A 21,390-nucleotide genomic window follows, 5' to 3' on the forward strand; every position below is an offset into this window, starting at 1 on the left:
AACTTACTGCCCTTCCAGGAAGCTCTTCAGCTTGTCGGCCCGGCTCGGGTGACGCAGCTTGCGCAGCGCTTTAGCCTCTATTTGGCGGATGCGCTCACGCGTGACGTCGAACTGCTTGCCCACTTCTTCCAGGGTCTGGTCGGTGCTCATTTCGATACCGAAACGCATACGCAGAACCTTGGCTTCCCGCGGGGTCAGGGAGTCTAGCACTTCTTTGACCACATCGCGCATGGAACCATGCAGCGCGGCATCCGAAGGCGCCAGCGTCGAGGTGTCTTCGATGAAGTCGCCCAAATGCGAATCGTCGTCGTCGCCGATCGGCGTTTCCATGGAGATCGGCTCCTTCGCGATCTTCAGGATCTTGCGGATCTTGTCCTCGGGCATGTCCATCTTCTGCGCCAGGGTCGCGGGATCCGGCTCGGCGCCGGTTTCCTGCAGGATCTGACGGCTGATCCGGTTCATCTTATTGATCGTTTCGATCATGTGAACCGGGATACGGATGGTGCGTGCCTGGTCGGCGATGGAGCGGGTGATCGCCTGGCGGATCCACCACGTCGCGTAGGTCGAGAACTTGTAGCCACGACGGTATTCGAACTTGTCCACGGCCTTCATCAGGCCGATGTTGCCTTCCTGGATCAGATCCAGGAACTGCAGGCCACGGTTCGTGTACTTCTTGGCGATCGAGATCACCAGGCGCAGGTTGGCCTCGGTCATTTCGCGCTTGGCCTTGCGGGCCTTGGCTTCGCCGGTGGCCATGCGCTTGTTGACGTCTTTCAGGTCCTTCAGCGGCAGCACGACGCGCGTTTGCAGGTCGATCAGCTTTTGCTGCAGTTCCTGAACGGCGGGGATCTGGCGCTCGAGCGTTTCGGCGTACGGATGGCCAGCGGCCACTTCGTCCACGACCCACTGCAGATTCGTTTCGTTGCCCGGGAACACCTTGATGAAGTGCGTGCGCGGCATGCCGGCACGGTCCACACACGTGTGCAGGACGGCGCGCTCGAGCTGGCGAACTTCTTCAACCTGGTTGCGCAGCGTGTCAGCCAGCTTCTCGACCATCTTGGCGGTGAAGCGGATGCCCATCAGTTCGTTCTGGATGGATTCCTGGGCGCGCACGTAGACGTCCGACTTGTAGCCGTCCTTTTCGTACGACAGGCGCATCTTGTCGAACTGCTTGCTGACTTCGTCGAACTTGGCCAGCGCCTTCACACGCAGGTCTTCCAGCTGCTTGCTGGACATGCCGCCGGCGGGGCCGTCGTCGCTTTCGTCTTCGTCGGCAGTGACGCCGGCGCCGGCGTATTCTTCGCCGTCTTCCGGATCGACCAGGCCGTCGACCACTTCGTCGATCTGCGCTTGACCATCACGAACGCGCAGGATGTGCGCCAGGATTTCGTTGATGGTGGTCGGGCAGGCCGAGATGGCCATGACCATGTGCTTCAGGCCGTCTTCGATACGCTTGGCGATTTCGATTTCGCCTTCGCGGGTCAGCAGTTCCACCGAACCCATTTCACGCATGTACATGCGGACGGGGTCCGTGGTGCGGCCGAAATCGGAGTCCACGGTGGTCAGGGCGGCTTCGGCTTCGTCTTCGACGTCATCGTCATTGGACGCCACCGGCGCGTTTTCGCTCATCAGCAGCGTTTCGGCATCGGGCGCCTGGTCGTAGACCGCAATGCCCATGTCGCTGAACGTGCTGATGATGCCGTCGATGGCCTCTGCGTCGACCAGGTCGTCGGGCAGATGGTCGTTGATTTCGCCGTAGGTCAGGTAGCCGCGGTCCTTGCCCAGCTTGATCAGCTGCTTCAGGCGGTTGCGGCGCGCTTCGTATTCTTCAGGCGTGACGGGACCGCGGGCGATCAGATCCTTGGGATCGGCCTTGCCGCGCTTACCGCCGCGCTTGGGCGGCTTCAGGTCAGGCAGAACTTCACCTTCGCCGTCCATTGCATCGTCGAAACCGTCGGAATCGTTATTCGCATTCTTGGCGGGACGGCCGGGGCGGCGGCCGCTCGGGACCGGACGCGCAGCAGCGCTGCCGACCAGGTCGGCGAGCTTGTCCTCGGCCTTCTTGGCGCGAGCCTTGGTCACCTTCTCGGGCTTGTCTGCCGCTGCCGTCTTCGCCGCCGCCTTTTTGGCGGCCGTCTTGGCTGCAGGCTTGGCGACCTTCACCGCCGTCTTGGCGGGCGCTTTTTCCGCCGCCATGCTTACGACACGCTTGGCCGTCGTGGCCTTGGTGTCGGCCGCATCAATTGCAGAGGAGGATTTGCCGGTGGATTTGGTCATAGTCGCTTCCGTGGTCGTCGCAACCCGTTTGGGCATGTTGCACCGTACAACGCCGCCTCTGGGCAAAGGCCCATTGCGGCGTCAATACGGGTAAAACTGGTGAATCGGCGAAGGCCCTGCGGCTGCGTTGTTCGCAGCACCAGCTCTTGCGAGCCCGCTTGGCGCCGTTCCGGTGCGATACCGGTTGGACGCCTGACGTGCATGGCCTCATCCTGCGGCGGGACCCGGGCGTAGGGGGGGCTGTCTGCCTATAAATAGGCTTTGCTTGCTAACGGGTCATTGCCCTTGGCAGCTTGATAGACACAGCACCCAAACCACAAACGCTACACGGAGATATCCGTCGCCGAACTGCGTAATTCACCGCTCAGCTATAGTAATTAACTATGTAACAAATTTGACGCACCCGTCCGCTTTTTTTGCGCGGCGGCGCCCTGGGACTTTCCCGATCATCCGGTACTGCCCTGTCGCCTGCCAACGCAAATACTTCAGCCGACCTGTCCGTCAAACTACAAACTATTAGATTCCGCCAACGGAAATAGATTCCATCCATATGGAACCTTCCGTTTGCTCACAGCTTCCCTCGCAGCTTTCACTGCGTACCTTTTTCAGCGCCACCCGCTACAAAACCACCCGCCGGGAAACTCACCATTGTTCAGGTAGTTTTCAGCACTCAGCTGTCCCATCTGCGCTTGCCGTTGTTCGCGTGTCGTTGTTCGTGCGTCGCTATTCTTTGCTGCGGAAAACCTTTGCTGCGGAAAACCCTTGATTTTACCGCATTTAGCGTATGCCGGCACCTTTCAGCACCACCATGCGGCTGGACAGCTCCAGATAGCGCTTGCGCTGGTCATCGGTGGTCAACCCCGTCGCGGCCAGCTTCGCCATTTCCGCCTTCGCGGAATCGAATTCAATCCGCCGCAGGGCGTCATCCCATTCGGTCTGCGGATCCGGCAGGTCCTCTTGCGACAGGATGTCGGCGCGCAGCCCCTTGAGCACCGTCGCCAGGTCCGAATCGGGCTCCGCCGCTTCCAACAAGGCGCCCACATGCCGGGCGCCGCTGGATTGGGCCAGCATGATCAAGTCCCTTACCAATCCTAGATGGGGGCCATGGTCGATGACTTCAAGCTGCTGGTCTCCCATGGAGTCCACCAGCTCGGGATGCGCCAGCAGCAGACCCAGCAGGCGCTTGGCCAGCGACGGCATGGTGCGGCGGCCCTCGAAGCCGCCGACATCGTCGCGGCGTCCCTTCCAGCTGCCTTTGCCGCCCTTCCAGTCGCTCTTGCCTTTCCAGTCGCCTTTGCTCTTCCAGTCTTGCTTGCCCGCAGAGCCGCCGCCCCAGTTGCCGCCCGGCTCACCGCCCGGCTGCGAAAACTGGCCGTAGTCGGCATATTCGCCGTCATCGGCGGGGATATCGTGGAAATCGTGGCCACCGAAGTCATAACCCGCATCCGCATGACCGCCATCATGAGGCGATGCGGGAGCGCCAGCCTCGGACTGAGCCGGCTTGGCCGGCGCCCCGAAAGGCTTGGCGGGCTGTTGCGCCAGCACCTGAGCCATTTCTTCGGGCGTCAGTTGCACCAGCTTGGCCATTTCCCGCTCGATCTGCACCCGCAGCGCGCACTCGGGAATCGCCGCCAACAGGGGCTTGGCTTCGTGCAGGCAGCTTGCGCGCCCCTCGGCTTCGTCCATGTTGTGGCGCGACGCCAACTCGTCAAGCAAGAAGCGCGACAACGCCACGGCCTCGCCCAGGCAAGCGCGGAAAGCTTCCGCCCCCAATTCGCGCACGTACGAGTCAGGATCGTGCTCGGTCGGCAAGAACAGGAAGCGGATGGCGATGTCGTCGCGCAGCACCGGCAGGCAAGCCTGCAAGGCGCGCCAGGCGGCGCGGCGGCCCGCGCCATCGCCGTCGAAACTGAAGATCACCTTATCGCTGGAGCGCAGGAGCTTCTTGACGTGGTCCGGCGTGGTGGCGGTACCCAGCGTGGCCACCGCGTTGGCGATGCCTTGCTGTGCCAGGCCGACCACATCCATGTAGCCTTCGACCACGATGATCTGCCCTTCCTGGCGGATCGCCTGCCGAGCTTCCCATAGGCCGTACAACTCCTGGCCTTTGGAGAAAAGCGGTGTTTCCGGTGAGTTCAGGTACTTGGGCTCGCCCTTGCCGATGATGCGGCCGCCGAATCCGATCAGGCTGCCCCGCGCATTGCGGATCGGGAACATGACTCGTTCCCGGAAGCGATCGTAGCGGCGCCCGTCTTCGGACTCGATGACCAGGCCGGACTCCACCAGGGTGGGATCTTCGTAATTGGGAAAAACTTGGGAAAGCCCGTGCCGGTCCGTGCCGGACCAGCCCAGGCCAAAATGGGCGGCGATTTCGCCGGTCAGGCCGCGCTGCTTCAGATAGCGGATCGCCGCGGGCGATGCGCGCAACTGCTTCAGGTAGTGGGCCTGCGCCGCATCCAGCACCTGCGTATGACGGGACTCTTCGGCCTTGCGGCGCGCGGATTCCTGCTGCTGGCGGGGGCTGCGGTTTTCTTCGGGGACGGTCATTCCCGCCGAAGCCGCAAGCGTGCGCACGGCTTCGGGGAAACTAGAACCCGCGTGTTCCATCAGGAAGGTGATGGCGCTGCCATGCGCTCCGCAACCGAAGCAGTGATAAAACTGTTTGGTGGGGCTGACAGTGAACGACGGGCTTTTTTCGTTATGAAAGGGGCATAGGCCAAGCAAGTTGGCCCCACCCTTTCGCAACTGCACATACCGCCCGACAACGTCGACGATGTCGACCCGGGCGAGTAGTTCCTGGATGAATGATTCTGGAATCAATAGATTCTGGAATCAAAAATCAATACAGGCGCGGGGGCAGTTGTTGGCTACGGATGCGCTTGTAGTGGCGCTTCACAGCGGCGGCGTGCTTGCGCTTGCGCTCGGCCGTGGGCTTCTCGTAGAACTCGCGCGAACGCAGCTCGGTGAGCAAACCGGTCTTTTCGATGGTGCGCTTGAAGCGGCGCAGAGCGGCTTCAAACGGTTCGTTTTCCTTCAGTCGAACGATAGGCATAAAGTGATTGGCCTGCTTGTAGGGTAACAAAAGTTGATGACAAACCTGGCTTGCTTGCCAGCAACGCCGCGAGCGCTTCGAACGGGCCACAAGGATTTCCCCTGCGGTTTTTTCTCCGCCCAAAGCCAGGCAAGCGCTAACTTTGGCTGGCTGTTTCCGTTACCCAAAGACTACCCAAAGAGTAACAAGCCAAGTTCGGTTTAGCGATAACCAGCGATTCTAGCATGGTCACGGCCATTTTGACTACCGGGGGAACGGCCTGGCGCGATACGCCGCCAGCCATTCCGTCCCCCTGTCGGGTCAGCCTTTCGAACCCTTGCGGATCCAGGCTTCAAGCTGGTGCGGACGCAGACTGTCATAGTCTTCGAACGGCTGATGAATCCAGGGATTGGTCGGCAACTTGTCGACGTAGTAGTCGGGCTGCGCCTGGGAATGCCCCTTCCACCACAGCACGGCGCTGCGCAATTCGGTAATGTCGGCGAATTGGCTCTTCAGGTGGTCGTACACCTTCATGAACGTCTTGCCGGTATCCACCATGTCGTCCACCAGCAACACCCGCCCGGACAACGTGCCGCGCGTGATGGTGATGAACTGCGCGATATCCATGTCGCCCTGCTTGGTGCCCGCCGCTTCGCGGTAGCTGCTGGTCGCCAAAATGCCCAACGGCACATCAAAAATACGGGACATGACGTCGCCGACACGCATACCGCCGCGCGCCAGGCACAAAATCTTGTCGAACTCCCAACCGGATTGATGCACCTGCAAAGCCAGGCGCTCGATCAGGCGGTTGTAATCGTCCCACGTCACCCAAAGATGGCTATCGTCATTGGTCGGCGCGCTCATAGGCAAGGATCTCCTGCGTGAAAATACGAAAAGGCCGCCGCCGGTATGAGACCGGCGGCGGCCTTGGGAATAATAACCCGATGTCAGCCCTTCAGGGGATGACGCAGCACAATGGTTTCGTTGCGGTCGGGACCGGTGGACACCAGGTCTATCGGCACGCCGCAGACTTCGGCAACGCGCTCCAGGTAGCGGCGGGCAGCCTCAGGCAGCTTGTCGTATTCGGTGATTCCGACGGTCGACTCGCTCCAGCCCGGCAGCTCTTCGAGCACCGGTTGCGCCTGCGCCACGGCGTGGGCGCCGTAAGGCAGCACGTCGCGGAATTCGCCGTTCACGCGGTAACCGACACCCAGCTGGATGGTTTCCAGGCCGTCCAGCACGTCCAGCTTGGTGATGCACAGGCCGGTAATGCCGTTCAGGCGGACCGAGCGCTTGAGCGCGGCGCCGTCAAACCAGCCGCAGCGGCGCGGACGGCCGGTGACCGAGCCGAATTCCTTGCCGATGGTTGCCAGGCGGGTGCCGATTTCGTCGACCAGCTCCGTGGGGAACGGGCCCGAACCGACGCGGGTGGTGTAGGCCTTGGTGATGCCAAGGACGTAGTCCAGCGACTGCGGCCCCACGCCAGCGCCCGCCGAAGCGGCGCCAGCAACGCAGTTGCTGCTGGTGACGAAGGGATAGGTGCCGTGATCGACGTCCAGCAGCGCGCCTTGCGCGCCTTCGAACAGCAGGCGCTTGCCCTCCTGCTGCATGGCGAACAGCGTGCTCGAGACGTCGGCGACCATCGGGGCGATCGCCGGGGCCAGCGCCATGGCTTGATCGCGCACTTCGTTGGCCGAGACGGCTTCAGCGCCCAGGTACTGGGTCAGCACGAAGTTGTGATAATCCAGCACTTCGGCGAGCTTTTCGTCGAACAGCGCGGGATTGAACAGGTCCTGCACGCGCAGCGCGCGGCGGGCGACCTTGTCTTCGTAGGCCGGGCCGATGCCGCGGCCGGTCGTGCCGATCTTGCCTTCGCCCTTGCGCGCTTCGCGCGCCTTGTCGACGGCAACGTGGTACGGCAGGATCAGCGGGCAGATCTCGGAAATGCGCAGGCGCGAGCGCACATCCAGGCCGGCGGCCTCGAGCTCTTCGATTTCCTTGAGCAGGGCTTCCGGAGACAGCACGACACCGTTGCCGATGAAGCACGTGACGCCGGGATGCATGATGCCGGACGGAATCAGGCGAAGAATCGTCTTCTTGCCATTGATCCACAGCGTATGGCCAGCGTTGTGGCCACCCTGGAAGCGGACCACGCCCTGGACGGATTCCGCCAGCCAGTCAACGATCTTGCCCTTGCCCTCGTCACCCCACTGGGTGCCGATTACGACTACGTTCTTGCTCATGTTACGAATCAATATCGAGTTTCTCGGGAAATCCGGAAATCTCCCCGCGGCCCCCTCGTTACCGAGAGGGAGTTAGTCACAGCGTTCTGACCGTCCAGGCGCCGTCTTGCAGCGCCAGCTCGCGATCGCAAACGAATTCGTCCTGATCCTGCTCGTGACCGGGCAATACCTGAACGACAATCTCCCCTGACCGGCGCAGGCGGCGAACCGCCTCGGTCAGGGCGGGGGCTTGCCCCCAGGGCGCGCGAACCGCACGCGCCCGTTCCGCTGGCGGCAAACCTGCCGCCAGTTTGCGTAAATCAAGACTGAAGCCGGTGGCCGGACGCGCACGTCCGAACGCCCGGCTGACATCGTCGTAGCGGCCGCCCGACACCAGGGCGTCGCGCCAGCCTTCAGCGTACAGCGCGAACTTGACGCCCGAGTGGTACCCATAGCCGTTGACGTCGGCCAGATCAATGCCGAAAGCGACATTCGGCATCGCATCGACCACCGCCTGCAGCGCATCCAGCGCCGCGGCCACTTCCGGCAGCAAGGGAAGCTCGCGCCGCGCCTGCTTGAGGACCTCGGGGCCGCCATAAAGCTTGGGCAGCAATTGCAATGCCTTGAGCGTTTCAGCGCGCATGCCCGGCACGCGCTCGGCCAATTCCATCAGGCCCGGCACATCTTTTTCGCGCATCAGGCGAATGATGTCCTGGGAAACGGTGGCGGCAGCAGGGTCCGATTCGACGATGCCGCGCAGCACGCCCGGATGACACAGGTCCAGCCTGGGATTGCGCACGCCGGCAATTGCCACCGTTTCCAACACCAGCTGGATGATTTCAAGGTCGGCCTCGAAACCCGCATGACCGTAGATCTCGGCGCCGATCTGCAGCAGCTCGCGGCTGGACAGCAGGTCCGCCGGGCGGGCATGCAGCACGTTGCCGCAATAGCACAAGCGGGTAACGCCGGCGCGGTTCAACAAGTGCGCGTCGATGCGCGTGACCTGGGGAGTCATGTCGGCGCGTACGCCCAGCGTGCGGCCCGACAACTGGTCAACCAGCTTGCAGGTGCGCAGATCCAGATCGCTGCCGGTGCCCGACAGCAATGAATCGATGTACTCGACCAGGGGCGGCGCGACCAGCTCGAAGCCGTAAGTACGGTACAGATCGAGAAGTTCGCGGCGCAATTCCTCGATGCGCCGGGCCTCTGCCGGAAGTACGTCGGCAAGGCTCTCGGGCAGCAACCAGTTACCCATGAATGTTTACCTGAATAACGCCAAGAGATGCGTGGGCGTCGCCCAAACGAAAAAGCGGCTGAGGGGGCGTAAGCCCGCTCAGCCGCTGCGGAATGTTTTCTAGCTTACGCGGTATTGTACATGGTTCAGCAGCCAGCGCCAGCCGGGGTATCCAGGGGCGCGAGCCGTCCCCCATTGCGCAGCCAACCAGAAAAAAGCCCCTTGGAAGACCAAGGGGCTTTGGTGCCACTGAGGGCGCCGCTTACTTCGCGGCGGGCACCGTCACCGGTGCCAGGGCTTGCCCTGCCGGGTCCTTCATGAACTGGAAGAAGCTGGAGCTGGGGTCGACCACCAGCACGTCGCCCGGCTTCGAGAACGAAGCGCGGTAGGCTTCCAGGCTCTTGTAGTACGTGTAGAACTGCGGGTTCTTGCCGTAGGCCTGAGCGTAGATCGCGGCGGCGGCGGCATCGCCCTCGCCCATGATGCCCTGAGCCTTGGCGTAAGCCTGGGCCACGATGACTTCACGCTGGCGATCGGCTTCGGCGCGGATCTTCTCGCCCTCGGCGGCGCCGATGGAACGCAACTCGTTGGCGACGCGGGTACGCTCCGCTTCCATGCGGCGGTACACCGATTCCGAGATCTCGGGCGCGAACTCGATGCGGCGCAGGCGCACATCGACGATCTGCACGCCCAGGGGCTCGGCACGCTTGGCGACGTTGGTCAGGATTTCGGCCATGATCTTGTCGCGCTCGGTCGAGACCACGTCGCGCACCGTACGCACGTTGACCGACGCGTTGAGCGCGTCGCGGATCTGGGCTTGCAGACGCTCTTGCGCTGCGCGCTCGTTGCCGCCGAAGGTCACGTAGTACAGGCGGGGATCCGCGATGCGCCACTTGACGTACGAGTCGATCAACAGGTTCTTCTTTTCGGAAGTCTGGATGCGCTCGGCTTCGTTGGTTTCGATGGTCAGGATGCGCTTGTCCAGCGTCACCACGTTCTGGAACGGCGGCGGCGCCTTGAAATACAGGCCGGGTTCATTGATGACCTTGCGCACTTCACCCAGCGAGAACACCAGGGCGTAGTCGCGCTCGCGCACCACGAACACGCAGGAAGAAAGGGCGGCCAGCACAATGAGCAGGCCGACCAGGATAGGCATAAGACGTTGCATGATCAGGACTCCTCCGGGTTAGCGCGACGTACGGTCGCGGGGCAGCGCGTTGCTATTGCTGCTGCCGGAAGGCTGAGGCACCGGCACCGCATTGCCACGCAGAGGCGGCTGGACGGGCGGGCTGATCAATGCAGGCGAACCGGGGTTGCCTACCGCGGACTTGCTGGCATCCTGAGCCGCCAGATGCATGATCTTGTCCAAGGGCAGATACAGCATGTTGTTGTTGCTCTTGGTGTCGACCATGACCTTGCTGGCACGCGTGAAGATGTCCTGCATGCTTTCGAGGTACATGCGCTGGCGCATGACCACGGGGGACTTCTCGTACTCGCCCAGGATGCTGGTGAAGCGCGAAGTATTACCCTGCGCATCGCCGACGACCTTGGCCTTGTAGCCTTCAGCCTGTTCGGTCATGCGCGAGGCTTGACCGCTGGCCAGCGGCACGACCTGGTTGGCGTAGGCCTGGCCTTCGTTGATCTGACGCTCTCGGTCTTGACCTGCCTTGACGGCGTCATCGAAAGCGGCCTGCACCTGCTCGGGCGGCTGCACGTTCTGGATGGCGACGGTGCTGACCTGCACGCCCGTCTGGTAGCGGTCCAGGATCTGCTGCATCAGCGCCTGGACTTGCGAGGCCACGGTGGTACGGCCTTCGTACAGGACGAAGTCCATGGATTGCTTGCCGACCACTTCGCGCATGGCGGTTTCAGACGCCTGGCGCACGGAGTCGTCCGGGTCGCGGGTCATGAAGAGGTAATCGGGCGCGCCGTCGGCGCGCAAGCGGTACTGCACGACGAACTGCATGTCGACGATGTTCTCGTCCGTCGTGAGCATCAGCGCTTCGGGCAGGACCTTGTTGCGCGAACCGCCACGGAAACCGACTTCGAACGTGCGCAGTTGCGACACGTTGACGATTTCGTTGCTTTGGATGGGGTACGGCAGGCGCCACTGGAAGCCGGCTTGCGACGTGCTCTTGTACTTGCCGAACTGCGTGACGACGGCGACCTGGCCTTCCTGGACGATATAGAAGCCGCTGGCCAGCCAGATACCGGCCGCCACCAGGGCAATCACACCCAGGCCGATGCGCGCGCCGCGCGGCGACGGCGGCGTCATGCCGCCCCGGTTGCCGCCCGGACGGTTGTTACCGCCCCCGCCCTTGCGGCCGAATAACGATCCAATGCGATTATTGAAATCGCGCCAGACCTCATCGAGGTCTGGAGGACCGTCTCCGTTGCCTTGGGGCCGCTTGGGCGGCGGCTCGGAGCCATTATTGTTTCCACGACCCCAACCGGGGTCATTCAGATTGAAGAGTTTGATAATTCGCGGCATTGTTTCCCACAATCTGTCCGGTCTCCGCCATTGCCCCGCGCAACGCGTCCAGACCGGCGCGCTCGGTGGCGCTTACAAATACTCGCGCAATCGTACCATGGGCGTCGCGCTCCACCCGGGGTTCCAAACCGGCCCGGTCTATCTTGTTGTATACCAGAATGGTCGGAACGTTGGAGGCGCCGATTTCGGCCAGGACTTTGTTGACCTCGAAAATCTGTTCATCGCGCTGCGGGCTGGCCGCATCGACCACGTGCAGCAGCAAATCCGCGTGCACCGTTTCTTCAAGCGTGGCGCGAAACGCGGCGATCAGATCATGGGGCAGATCGCGGATGAAACCCACGGTATCCGACACCACGACATTGCCCGCCCCTTCGATCCAGATGCGACGCGTGGTGGTATCCAGCGTGGCGAACAACTGGTCCGCCGCGTAGGTGTCGGCCCGGGTCAAGGCGTTGAACAAGGTCGACTTGCCGGCGTTGGTATAGCCGACCAGCGACACCGACAGCGCACCGCCGCGCGCCCGGGCACGCCGCTGCGTCACCCGTTGGCGCTCGACACGGTCCAGGCGCTCGCGCAGCGTTTTGACCTTGGCGCCGATCATGCGGCGGTCCATTTCGAGCTGGGATTCGCCCGGTCCGCGCATGCCGATGCCGCCCCGTTGCCGTTCCAAGTGGCTCCACATGCGCGTCAGGCGCGTGGACAAGTGCTGTAGCTGCGCCAGCTCGACCTGCAGCTTGCCTTCGTGGCTCTTGGCGCGCAGCGCGAAGATATCGAGGATCAGCGCGACGCGGTCGACCACGCGCAGGTTGAAGATGCGCTCAAGGTTGCGCTGCTGCGCGGGCGACAGCGGCTGGTCGAACAGGACGATATCGGCGAGCAGCGCCTGCGCCATGCCGACGCCTTCGTCGGCCTTGCCGGAACCAATGAAGAATTTGGCGTCGGGGCGATCGCGCCGGGCGGTCAGGGTACCGACGATTTCGGCGCCCGCCCCTTTCGCCAGCATGGCGAATTCCTCGGCATGGGCCGTGAAGTCAGGATCACCCAGATCCACGCTGATAATCAGTGCGCGCATACATGCACCATATTGGAGCCAAAGCGAAAATGCCCGCCGACGTCGAACGTCCGGCGGGCAATAAAAGGTACTGCAGGAGCGAGATTACTCAGCAGGGACTTCCACTTGGAAATTCACGGCGCGGGCGGGAACGACGGTGGAAATGGCGTGCTTGTAGACCATTTGCGTGACCGTGTTACGCAGCAGCACCACGTACTGGTCAAAAGATTCGATTTGCCCTTGAAGCTTGATACCGTTCACCAGGTAGATCGACACCGGCACATGATCTTTGCGCAGCGTGTTCAGGAACGGATCTTGCAGAGTTTGCCCTTTATTGCTCATTGGCCAGGCTCCATTGTTTGTTATTGAGTGGTGGCGCGCCTTGTACTGGTGGAGCACGCCGAAACTTGTACTCTACAGGGTTTTCCCGGCCCGTGCCACTTGTGTCGAAAGCGAAGATGACACCAGAGTTTTCCGCCGGAAAAGCCCCGCCAGCCGGGGTTTAGACGACTTCGGCAAGCGCCTTCAGAAGCAATTCGCACTGCTCGTCGGTGCCCACCGTAATACGTAGAAACTGGTCTATGCGCGGTTGCCGGAAATGACGGACGATGATGCTGCGCGCGCGCAGTCCGGCCGCCAGTTCCGCCGCATCCCGGGACGCATGCCGCGCGAACACGAAGTTCGCGCTGGACGGCAGCACCTCGAAACCCAGCGACGCCAGGCCCGCCGCCATCCGCATACGCGTCTGGATCACGGCTTGCCGGGTCTGCTCAAAATACTCTGTATCCTCAAGCGCCGCTACCGCCCCGGCCGAGGCCAGGCGATCCACGGGGTAGGAATTGAAGCTGTTCTTGACCCGCTCCAGCCCGTCGATGAGTTCGGGGCTGCCCACGGCAAAACCCACCCGCAGGCCGGCCAGCGAACGCGATTTGGACAGCGTCTGGACCACCAGCAGGTTGTCGTAGCGCTCGGTCAGCGCAATGACGGATTCGGCGCCGAAGTCGACATAGGCCTCGTCCACCACCACCACGGTATCGGGGTTGGCCGCGACGATGCGTTCGATCTCCGCCGCCGGCAGCGCGCGGCCCGTGGGGGCATTGGGATTCGGGAAAATGATGGCCCCGGCCTGCCCATGACGTCCCGGCAGGTAGTCGTCGACGTCGATGCGGAAATCGTCCGTCAGCGGCAAGGCTTCGTAGGCGATGCCATACAAGCCGCAGTAGACGGGATAGAAGCTGTAGGTAATGTCCGGAAAGCGCAACGGCCGCTCGTGCTTGAGCAACGCCAGGAATGCGTGCGCCAGCACCTCATCCGAGCCGTTGCCCACGAACACCCGCGCGGGCTCCACGCCGACCGCTGTCGCAACCGCCTGGCGCAGGCGGTCGGAAGACGGGTCCGGATACAGCTTGAGGGTGTCGTCGCTGGCTGCGCGGATCGCCTCGAGCACCTTGGGCGACGGACCATAGGGATGCTCGTTGGTGTTCAGCTTGATCAGGTTCTGAAGCTTGGGCTGCTCGCCCGGAACATACGGACTGAGCGTCCCGACGACGGGACTCCAGAAACGGCTCATGGATCAATCTTCCGCGTAAGGATTGTGCGAGGACTTGAATTCGATGCGCAGCGGCGTACCGGCCAGATCGAACGCGTTGCGGAAACGGGTTTCCAGGTAGCGGCGATAGGAGTCCGGAATGGCGTCTAGCGCGTTGCCGTGGATGACGACCAGCGGCGGATTCTGCCCACCCTGGTGCGCGTAGCGCATCTTGGGGCGGAAGATACCCTTGCGGGGCGGTTGCTGCTGCTCGATGGCGGCCTGCAACTCGCGCGTCAGTTTGGGCGTGGACAACTTGGCGAACGCGGCGGCGTGGGCCGAGTTGATGGATTTCAGCAGCGGCTTGATGCCCTGGCCGCGCAAGGCCGAGATAGTATGCACGCGGGCGAACGACAGGAAACGCAGCTTGCGCTGGAATTCGCGTTCGATACGCTCTTTTTCCTCGCCGTCCAGGCCATCCCATTTGTTGATGGCAATCACCACGGCGCGGCCGGTTTCCAGCACGAAGCCCGCGATGTGGGCGTCCTGTTCGGAAATCTCGGTTTGCGCATCCAGCATCAGCAGCACGACGTTGCTGGCCTCGATGGCCTGCAGCGTCTTGATGACGGAGAACTTCTCGACGGCTTCGAAAACCTTGCCGCGCTTGCGCAGGCCAGCGGTGTCGATCAGCGTATAACGGCGGCCATCGCGGTCGAAATCGATTTCAATGGCGTCGCGGGTCGTGCCGGGCATGTCGAACGCGATCACGCGCTCTTCGCCCATCAGCGTATTGATCAACGTGGACTTGCCGACGTTGGGCCGGCCCACGATGGCCAGCTTGATGCGGTGATCGTGCTCGCCTTCCTCGACGGGTTCCTCTTCGGAGGGCGGCTCGGCCAGATCCTTGAGCGCGAGCTCGATCAGGTCGACGATGCCATCGCCGTGCGCGGCCGAGATGGGATAGGGTTGGCCCAGGCCCAGCTCGTGGAATTCGGAGATGGCGGCGCCCAGGCCCATGCCTTCAGCCTTGTTCACCGCCAGCAGCACGCGCTGCTGCCCGGACTTGCGCAGCAATGTCGCGATTTCGTGGTCGTGAGCGTTCAGGCCTGCGCGGGCGTCCACCAGGAACACCACCACATCCGCCTCGGCGATGGCCTGCCGGGTCTGGCGGGCCATTTCCAGCAGGATGCCGTCCTTGGCGACGGGCTCGAAACCGCCCGTATCGATGGCGATGAAAGGGATATCGCCCACCCTGCCCTCGCCATAGTGGCGATCGCGGGTCAGGCCAGAAAAATCGGCCACCAGCGCGGCGCGCGATCGCGTCAGGCGATTGAAAAGGGTCGATTTACCCACATTGGGGCGACCGACCAGGGCAACGACAGGCTTGAAGGACACGGTGTAAGGCTTTGTTCTTTAGGGTTTAGTTGGTACCGATCAGGACGAGATTGCCATTGCCCGTCTGGACCAGCACACCTTGGGGAGTCGTCTGCGGCGGCGAAACGACGGCGCCGCCCCCCACGGACAGGCGCGCCATCAGGCTGCCGTCGCTACGCGACAGGAAATGCACATAGCCGTCCAGGTCGCCGACGGCAAGCGCCCCGCCCAACGTGGCCGGAGCCGTGAGCTGGCGATTTTTCAGGGCGGCCTGCTTCCAGAGATTGCCGCCGTTATCCAGCGCAAATGCGTTGACCACGCTGTTCTGGTCCGAGGCATAAGCAAAGCGCTCGTCCAGGGTCATGCCGGTGACGCTGGAGAAATCCTTGGCCCAGATCGGACGGCCGCCGGCCGTGACGTCAAAGCACACGATACGCCCTTGGTAGGCCACGGCGCAAAGCAGGTTGCCGGCGATACGGGGTGCGCCGACCACGTCGGTCAGGCGTTCCAGGTCGCTGGCGCCGCGCGGGGTGGCCACGGTGCCTTCCCACTGCACGTTACCACTATCCGAGGCAATGGCCATCAGCTTGCCGCCAGGCAGGCCGGTGATGACCAGGCCTTCGGCCAGGACCATCTGGGCCACGCTGCGCAGGGCCAGCGCGGGACCGGGACGCTGGACGCTCCAGAGGCGCTCGCCGTTGTTGGCGTCAAAGGCCTGGATGCGGTAGTCGCCGCTGCGGACCACGACGATGCCGTAGCCCACCACGGGCGAAATGTTGACGTCGCTGGTGGCGCGCACCTTCCATTTGACCTTGCCATTGTCGTCGAAGGCGACCACGTCGCCGTCGGGCGACGCCACGGCGGTGGTGGTGCCGTCGCTGCCGGCGCCGGCCGTCAGCTTGACGCCAGCCTGGGCCTTCCAGATGGGGCGGCCACTTTGCAAGTCGAATTTACCGACCGAACCGTCCGGCGTGGCGGCGTACACCGAGCTGCCCAGCACGGTGGGCGCAAAACCCAGGCCGGAACCGCTACCGATGGACGTGGACCAGATCTGGCGCACGGACATGCCGGCCTTGTATTCGGTCAGGGGAGCGGGATCGTAACGGCCGTCGTCGTGGGAAAACAGACCGCAGCCGCCCAGGGCGAGCAGGCCCGTCAGGCAAACCGCGCCACGCCACGTACGGCCAAAGGCAAATTTACGCATTACAGTCACGCTCCGCTCAGGGCATCCAGTTTCAGTTGCACAACCTGGGTCAGCGGATTTGCCGTACCCAGGCCATCAATGGCGCTTTGCCATGCCGCACGCGCTTCATCGCGCTTGCCTTGCGCGGCGAGAATATCGCCGCGGCGGTCGGCGAACAAGGCCGCAAAGGCCGCCGGCGCGTTGTTCAGTTGCGCCAGGGCGGCGTCGTATTGCTTCTGGTCGAGCAACAGGCCCGCCAGGCGCAAACGCGCCACGGCCTGCATGGACGGGTTCTTGCCTTGCGCGGCCAGCCATTCGAGCTGTTGGCGCGCGCCATCCTCGTCTTTCTGAGCCTGCAGCGCCTGGGCTGCCACCAGGGCGCCGCGCGCGGCATAGCCGGTCGAACCGTATTGGTCGCGCAAGGTGGCCGAAGCGGCCTTGATGCGCACGGAGGAATCGGCGCCGCCCAGGCGGGCCGCGTCTTCAAGGGCCTCGAAGTAGCCCATGGCCTGGTTCACGCGGTGCGATTGATAGGCCTTCCAGCCCCACCAGCCCCCCCAGGCCACCACCACGGCCGTCACCAACGACAGCAGCAGCGTGCCGTAACGAGCCCACCACGCCTTGATGGCGTCGAGTTTTTCCTGTTCTTCCAGATCGTATGCCATGCCTAACCCTTGAGATTCAATACTTCGGCCAAGGCCGCCAACGGAACTTGCTGCTGCGCGGCGTCGCCCTGGGCGTCGGCGCGCAGGAACTTGACGCTGGCGGTCTGCGAGGCCACTTCATCGGCGCCAAGGATAACCGCAACACGGGCACCGCTGGCATCCGCACGCTTGAATTGGGATTTGAAGCTGGCAGAACCGGCATGCACGACCACGGACAAGCCCGCGTCGCGCAGGTCTTCGCCGACCCGCGCGGCCAGGCGCTGGGCCTCTTCGCCCTGGTGCACCACGTAGACATCGCATTCGGCCAGGGCGTCCACCTGCACGCTCTGTTCCCAGAGGTCGAGCAGGCGCTCCATGCCGATGGCGAAACCGACCGCGGGCGCGGCCTTGCCGCCCAGGAGTTCGATCAGGCCGTCATAGCGGCCGCCGCCGCAGACGGTGCCTTGGGAACCCAGGCGGTCGGTGACCCATTCGAAGACGGTCAGGTTGTAGTAGTCCAGCCCGCGCACCAGGCGCGGGTTCAGGCGGTATTCGATGCCGGCGTCGCTCAGGCGCTGGCACACGCCGTCGAAGTGCGCGCGCGATTCTTCGCCCAGGAAGTCGAACAGGCGCGGGGCGCTGTCGGCCATTTCCTGCATGGCGGGATTTTTGGTGTCCAGCACGCGCAGCGGGTTGGTGTACAAGCGGCGCTTGCCGTCTTCGTCCAGGATGTCGCTGTGCTTTTCCAGGTGCGTGATCAGAGCGGCGCGATGCGCGGCGCGTTCGGCGGGCTGGCCCAGCGAATTGAGCTCCAGGCGCACGTCGGTCAGGCCCAGCAGCTTCCACAGGCGGGCCAGCATGACGATAAGTTCGGCATCCACGTCGGGGCCGGCGAAACCCAGGGCTTCGACGTCGATCTGGTGGAACTGGCGGTAACGGCCGCGCTGCGGGCGTTCGTGGCGGAACACCGGACCGATGGAGTAGACGCGCTGCGGGCGGTCGTACAGCAGGTTGTGCTCGATCGAGGCACGCACGATGCCGGCCGTCATTTCGGGCCGCATGGTGAGCGATTCGCCGTTGAGCGCATCGGTGAACGTGTACATCTCTTTTTCGACGATGTCCGTCACTTCGCCAATGCCGCGCGTGAACAGGCGCGTATGCTCAAGCACGGGCGTACGCACATTGCGATAGCCGTAGCCGCGCAGCCAGCCGCGCACGATTTCCTCGAATTGCTCCCAGCGGGCGCTGGGCCCCGGCAGCAGGTCATTCATGCCGCGGATGGCGGCGACTTTCTGGAAAGCTTGAGTCATCTTGATCATGCCGCATCACGCGCTGGCAAGCGCGCTTGCGGCGACACCCTTTCTTTAATGAGAGGCGAGCGCGCCGTAGCGGCGCGCGACGTAGTCTTCAACGATGGCCTGGAATTCTTCGGCGATGTGGTCGCCCTTGAGCGTGACCGTGCGCTCGCCGTCGACGAATACCGGCGCGGCCGGCACCTCGCCGGTGCCCGGCAGGCTGATGCCGATATCCGCGTGGCGGCTTTCGCCTGGCCCGTTGACCACACAGCCCATGACCGCGACGTTCATGCTTTCGACGCCGGGGTATTGCGCCCGCCACACCGGCATCTGCCGGCGCAGGTAGGACTGGATGCTGTCGGCCAGTTCCTGGAAGAACGTGCTGCTGGTGCGGCCGCAACCGGGGCAGGCCACCACCATGGGCGTGAACGCGCGCAACCCCATGGTCTGCAGGATTTCCTGCGCCACCACGGCTTCGCGGCTGCGATCGCCGCCCGGTTCCGGTGTGAGCGAAATACGGATCGTGTCGCCGATGCCCTGCTGCAGCAGCACGGCCAGGGCGGCGGTGGACGCCACGATGCCCTTGCTGCCCATACCGGCCTCGGTCAGGCCCAGGTGCAGCGGGTAGTCGCAACGGGCGGACAGGTCGCGGTAGACCGCGATCAGGTCCTGCACGTGGCTGACCTTGCACGACAGGATGATGGCGTCACGGCGCAGGCCCAGTTCTTCGGCGCGCTGGGCATTGCTGATGGCGGACACCACCAGCGCGTCGCGCATGACGGCCTGCGCTTCCCAAGGCTGGGCGCGCTGGTTGTTCTCGTCCATCTTGCGGGCCATGAGCTCGTGGTCGAGACTACCCCAATTGACGCCGATGCGCACCGGCTTGTCGTAGCGGCAGGCCACTTCGATCATCTGGGCGAAGTTGTCGTCGCGGCGCTTGCCGCCGCCCATGTTGCCCGGGTTGATGCGGTACTTGGACAGCGCTTGCGCGCATTCCGGAAACTGCGTCAGGAGCTTATGGCCGTTGTAATGGAAGTCGCCGACCAGCGGGACGTTGACGCCCATGCGGTCGAGCTGTTCACGGATGGCGACGACTTCTTTCGCCGCCTCGGGCGTATTGACCGTGATGCGGACCAGTTCGGAACCGGCCAGCGCCAGTTCCTTGACCTGGATCGCGGTGGCGATGGCGTCGGCGGTGTCGGTGTTGGTCATGGACTGGACCACCACGGGCGCATCGCCGCCCACCATGACCGTGCGGTCGCCCCACTTCACCGCCACCGAACGCGTGGCGCGGCGGGAAGCCGCCCCCACGGAGGGCGGCGGCGCATCCTGGCAAGGCAAAGAGGAATCTTGCATCGGCGAAACCGGTATTTACTTGGACAGCTTCGGAAGCCAGTCGAACGCCAGCCATTGCTGCGGCAGCCAGCCCTGCCAGAAGGCATAGGCGACGCCGGCGGCAAGCACCAGCACGATGGCGATCAGCCAGCCCCACGAGGTGGACGACGAGCGGTCGTCGTCGGCGCCGGACTGGGGGATGGAATGCGCGGAATGCAGCGCGCCCGGGCTCAGCTTGACCGGGCCGGTGACGCGGGCCTTGGGATCCAGCGAGTCCACGATGGCCTGGGAATCAGCGCCCAGCAAACGGGCGTAGTTGCGGATCAGGCCGCGCAGCGAAACGCCGGTGGGCAGATCGGCCCACTGCTCGTTTTCGAGGGCCTCGATCTGCTTGGTGGAAAACTTGATGCGGCTGGACACTTCGTCGAGCGACCAACCCTTGGACTGGCGCAGCGTACGCAGCGCCGAACCCACATTGCCCGAGCCGCTTGCGGCGCCCGTGGACGTCTCTGAAACTGCAGAAGCGAAATCCTGCGTCATGCATGCACCTGTTTAATTGGTATGGTCTGGCGCTGCGCGGCGTTCCGTTCGGTAATCCGGGTACGGTCGCGCACTTCTCCCGCCAGTTGACCACAAGCGGCATCGATATCGTCACCCCGGGTCTTGCGTACGGTCGTGATGATGCCAGCGTCCATCAGACGCTGGGCAAACACCTTGACGCGTGCCGAAGGCGAGCGCTTCAGGCCGGACGCGGGGAAGGGATTGAACGGGATCAGATTGAGCTTGCAGCGAATCTGGCGTGCAATGTGTATCAGTTCTTTGGCGTGCTGGTCGGTATCGTTGATGCCGTCCAGCATGCAGTATTCGAAAGTGATGAAGTCGCGCGGGGCGTACGCCAGATAGCGCTCGCACGCAGCCAGCAGCTCCTTCAGGGGGTATTTCTTGTTCAGCGGCACCAGCTCGTCGCGCAGCGCGTCGTTGGGCGCGTGCAGCGACACGGCCAGCGCCACCGGACAGTCTTGCGAGAGGCGATCCATCATGGGCACCACGCCCGAAGTGGACACCGTGACGCGGCGGCGCGACAGGCCATAGGCATTGTCGTCGAGCATCAGGCGCAAGGCCGGCAGGACCTGGTCGTAGTTGAGCAGGGGTTCGCCCATGCCCATCATGACCACGTTGCTGATGACGCGGGTATCTTCGGTGGCGCGGGCGCTTTCCAGGCGCGCGGTGCCGATGTCGGCCTCCAGGACACGCTTGGCCCACCACAGCTGGCCGATGATTTCGCTGGTCTTCAGGTTGCGGTTGAAGCCCTGGTGCCCGGTCGAGCAGAAGCGGCAATTCACCACGCAGCCGGCCTGGCTGGAAATGCACAGGGTGCCGCGGTCGTCTTCGGGGATGAAGACGGTTTCGATGGCATTGCCCTGCCCCACGTCGAACAGCCACTTGCGGGTGCCGTCGGTCGAGCGCTGCTCGATGTTGACAGGCAAGGCCTCGATGCGGCAATTGGACGCGAGCTGACCGCGGAATTCGCGGGCCAGATCGGTCATGGCGTCGAACGAATCGGCGCCGCGCTGGTGCATCCAGCGCTGCAGCTGGCGGGCGCGAAACGGCTTGCCGCCCCACTGCCCGACAAGTTCGGACAGGGCGGAGCCGTCCAGCCCCAGCAGATTGATTCGTTCGACGGATTCCATGACCTGGGTAACGCTAAATATCTACAACGATTTC

Annotated in this window: 17 protein-coding genes and 1 pseudogene; all 18 read right to left on the reverse strand. The window is 63.5% G+C overall.

The genetic code is table 11. The features are described 5' to 3' along the window. Positions 1-3: 3 nt before the first annotated feature. The gene (gene rpoD / locus A9974_RS06940) at positions 4-2,277 is read right to left on the reverse strand and encodes an RNA polymerase sigma factor RpoD (RefSeq protein ID WP_183003392.1); all 2,274 of its coding nucleotides are present in this window, start codon (positions 2,275-2,277) and stop codon (positions 4-6) included. Positions 2,278-3,054: 777 nt separating this feature from the next. Then, a complete protein-coding gene (dnaG, locus tag A9974_RS06945) occupies positions 3,055-5,097 on the reverse strand; it encodes a DNA primase (protein WP_183003393.1) in 2,043 nt (680 codons plus the stop codon). Between the two features lie 19 nt (positions 5,098-5,116). Further along, on the reverse strand, positions 5,117-5,329 hold the full coding sequence (gene rpsU / locus A9974_RS06950) for a 30S ribosomal protein S21 (RefSeq protein ID WP_006218592.1): 213 nt from the start codon (positions 5,327-5,329) through the stop codon (positions 5,117-5,119). A 300-nt stretch (positions 5,330-5,629) separates the two neighbouring features. After that, entirely contained in the window at positions 5,630-6,172 is a 543-nt protein-coding gene (locus A9974_RS06955; protein WP_025135229.1) for a phosphoribosyltransferase, read from the reverse strand. A gap of 83 nt (positions 6,173-6,255) precedes the next feature. Next, complete coding sequence (locus A9974_RS06960; protein ID WP_029953375.1) at positions 6,256-7,551, reverse strand: adenylosuccinate synthase; 1,296 nt, start codon at positions 7,549-7,551, stop codon at positions 6,256-6,258. Positions 7,552-7,627: 76 nt separating this feature from the next. After that, entirely contained in the window at positions 7,628-8,785 is a 1,158-nt protein-coding gene (locus tag A9974_RS06965) for an ATP phosphoribosyltransferase regulatory subunit (RefSeq protein WP_183003394.1), read from the reverse strand. A gap of 241 nt (positions 8,786-9,026) precedes the next feature. Next, positions 9,027-9,932 carry a protease modulator HflC gene (gene hflC / locus A9974_RS06970; protein WP_025135226.1) on the reverse strand — a complete coding sequence of 302 codons (906 nt, stop codon included), beginning with the start codon at positions 9,930-9,932 and terminating at the stop codon, positions 9,027-9,029. A gap of 18 nt (positions 9,933-9,950) precedes the next feature. Beyond that, positions 9,951-11,255 (reverse strand): FtsH protease activity modulator HflK, encoded by a 1,305-nt coding sequence (gene hflK, locus A9974_RS06975; RefSeq protein ID WP_183003395.1) that lies wholly within the window; start codon positions 11,253-11,255, stop codon positions 9,951-9,953. Next, positions 11,221-12,330: pseudogene (gene hflX, locus A9974_RS06980) on the reverse strand (GTPase HflX); the annotation flags it as partial. The gene hflK and the pseudogene hflX, both read right to left, overlap by 35 nt. A gap of 81 nt (positions 12,331-12,411) precedes the next feature. Continuing rightward, positions 12,412-12,648: an RNA chaperone Hfq gene (hfq, locus tag A9974_RS06985; RefSeq protein ID WP_006218585.1), complete on the reverse strand. Its 237-nt coding sequence runs from the start codon at positions 12,646-12,648 to the stop codon at positions 12,412-12,414. Positions 12,649-12,808: 160 nt separating this feature from the next. Beyond that, the gene (gene hisC / locus A9974_RS06990; RefSeq protein WP_183003397.1) at positions 12,809-13,876 is read right to left on the reverse strand and encodes a histidinol-phosphate transaminase; all 1,068 of its coding nucleotides are present in this window, start codon (positions 13,874-13,876) and stop codon (positions 12,809-12,811) included. 3 nt (positions 13,877-13,879) lie between these two features. Then, entirely contained in the window at positions 13,880-15,229 is a 1,350-nt protein-coding gene (gene der, locus A9974_RS06995) for a ribosome biogenesis GTPase Der (protein WP_183003398.1), read from the reverse strand. Between the two features lie 25 nt (positions 15,230-15,254). Continuing rightward, on the reverse strand, positions 15,255-16,412 hold the full coding sequence (gene bamB / locus A9974_RS07000) for an outer membrane protein assembly factor BamB (protein WP_183003399.1): 1,158 nt from the start codon (positions 16,410-16,412) through the stop codon (positions 15,255-15,257). Positions 16,413-16,417: 5 nt separating this feature from the next. Further along, the gene (locus A9974_RS07005) at positions 16,418-17,056 is read right to left on the reverse strand and encodes a tetratricopeptide repeat protein (RefSeq protein ID WP_183003400.1); all 639 of its coding nucleotides are present in this window, start codon (positions 17,054-17,056) and stop codon (positions 16,418-16,420) included. Positions 17,057-17,058: 2 nt separating this feature from the next. Further along, a complete protein-coding gene (gene hisS / locus A9974_RS07010) occupies positions 17,059-18,345 on the reverse strand; it encodes a histidine--tRNA ligase (protein WP_183003401.1) in 1,287 nt (428 codons plus the stop codon). Positions 18,346-18,399: 54 nt separating this feature from the next. Further along, complete coding sequence (ispG, locus tag A9974_RS07015) at positions 18,400-19,686, reverse strand: flavodoxin-dependent (E)-4-hydroxy-3-methylbut-2-enyl-diphosphate synthase (RefSeq protein ID WP_183003402.1); 1,287 nt, start codon at positions 19,684-19,686, stop codon at positions 18,400-18,402. A gap of 15 nt (positions 19,687-19,701) precedes the next feature. Beyond that, positions 19,702-20,205 carry a helix-turn-helix transcriptional regulator gene (locus A9974_RS07020; RefSeq protein WP_183003403.1) on the reverse strand — a complete coding sequence of 168 codons (504 nt, stop codon included), beginning with the start codon at positions 20,203-20,205 and terminating at the stop codon, positions 19,702-19,704. After that, a complete protein-coding gene (gene rlmN / locus A9974_RS07025; RefSeq protein WP_183003404.1) occupies positions 20,202-21,356 on the reverse strand; it encodes a 23S rRNA (adenine(2503)-C(2))-methyltransferase RlmN in 1,155 nt (384 codons plus the stop codon). Before rlmN ends, A9974_RS07020 begins: the two co-directional genes overlap by 4 nt. Positions 21,357-21,390: the final 34 nt, after the last annotated feature.

The sequence above is a fragment of the Achromobacter sp. UMC71 genome (genome assembly GCF_014170305.1).
In the GTDB taxonomy this organism is placed as follows: Bacteria; Pseudomonadota; Gammaproteobacteria; order Burkholderiales; family Burkholderiaceae_B; genus Achromobacter.

Coding starts and splice junctions, on each gene's coding strand:
- hfq (WP_006218585.1), bottom strand. CDS start 12,648: ATGAGCAATAAAGGGCAAACTCTGCAAGATCCGTTCCTGAACACGCTG.
- hisS (WP_183003401.1), bottom strand. CDS start 18,345: ATGACTCAAGCTTTCCAGAAAGTCGCCGCCATCCGCGGCATGAATGAC.
- rpsU (WP_006218592.1), bottom strand. CDS start 5,329: ATGCCTATCGTTCGACTGAAGGAAAACGAACCGTTTGAAGCCGCTCTG.
- A9974_RS07020 (WP_183003403.1), bottom strand. CDS start 20,205: ATGACGCAGGATTTCGCTTCTGCAGTTTCAGAGACGTCCACGGGCGCC.
- A9974_RS07005 (WP_183003400.1), bottom strand. CDS start 17,056: ATGGCATACGATCTGGAAGAACAGGAAAAACTCGACGCCATCAAGGCG.
- A9974_RS06960 (WP_029953375.1), bottom strand. CDS start 7,551: ATGAGCAAGAACGTAGTCGTAATCGGCACCCAGTGGGGTGACGAGGGC.
- hflC (WP_025135226.1), bottom strand. CDS start 9,932: ATGCAACGTCTTATGCCTATCCTGGTCGGCCTGCTCATTGTGCTGGCC.
- hisC (WP_183003397.1), bottom strand. CDS start 13,876: ATGAGCCGTTTCTGGAGTCCCGTCGTCGGGACGCTCAGTCCGTATGTT.
- hflK (WP_183003395.1), bottom strand. CDS start 11,255: ATGCCGCGAATTATCAAACTCTTCAATCTGAATGACCCCGGTTGGGGT.
- ispG (WP_183003402.1), bottom strand. CDS start 19,686: ATGCAAGATTCCTCTTTGCCTTGCCAGGATGCGCCGCCGCCCTCCGTG.
- rpoD (WP_183003392.1), bottom strand. CDS start 2,277: ATGACCAAATCCACCGGCAAATCCTCCTCTGCAATTGATGCGGCCGAC.
- rlmN (WP_183003404.1), bottom strand. CDS start 21,356: ATGGAATCCGTCGAACGAATCAATCTGCTGGGGCTGGACGGCTCCGCC.
- A9974_RS06955 (WP_025135229.1), bottom strand. CDS start 6,172: ATGAGCGCGCCGACCAATGACGATAGCCATCTTTGGGTGACGTGGGAC.
- A9974_RS06965 (WP_183003394.1), bottom strand. CDS start 8,785: ATGGGTAACTGGTTGCTGCCCGAGAGCCTTGCCGACGTACTTCCGGCA.
- bamB (WP_183003399.1), bottom strand. CDS start 16,412: ATGCGTAAATTTGCCTTTGGCCGTACGTGGCGTGGCGCGGTTTGCCTG.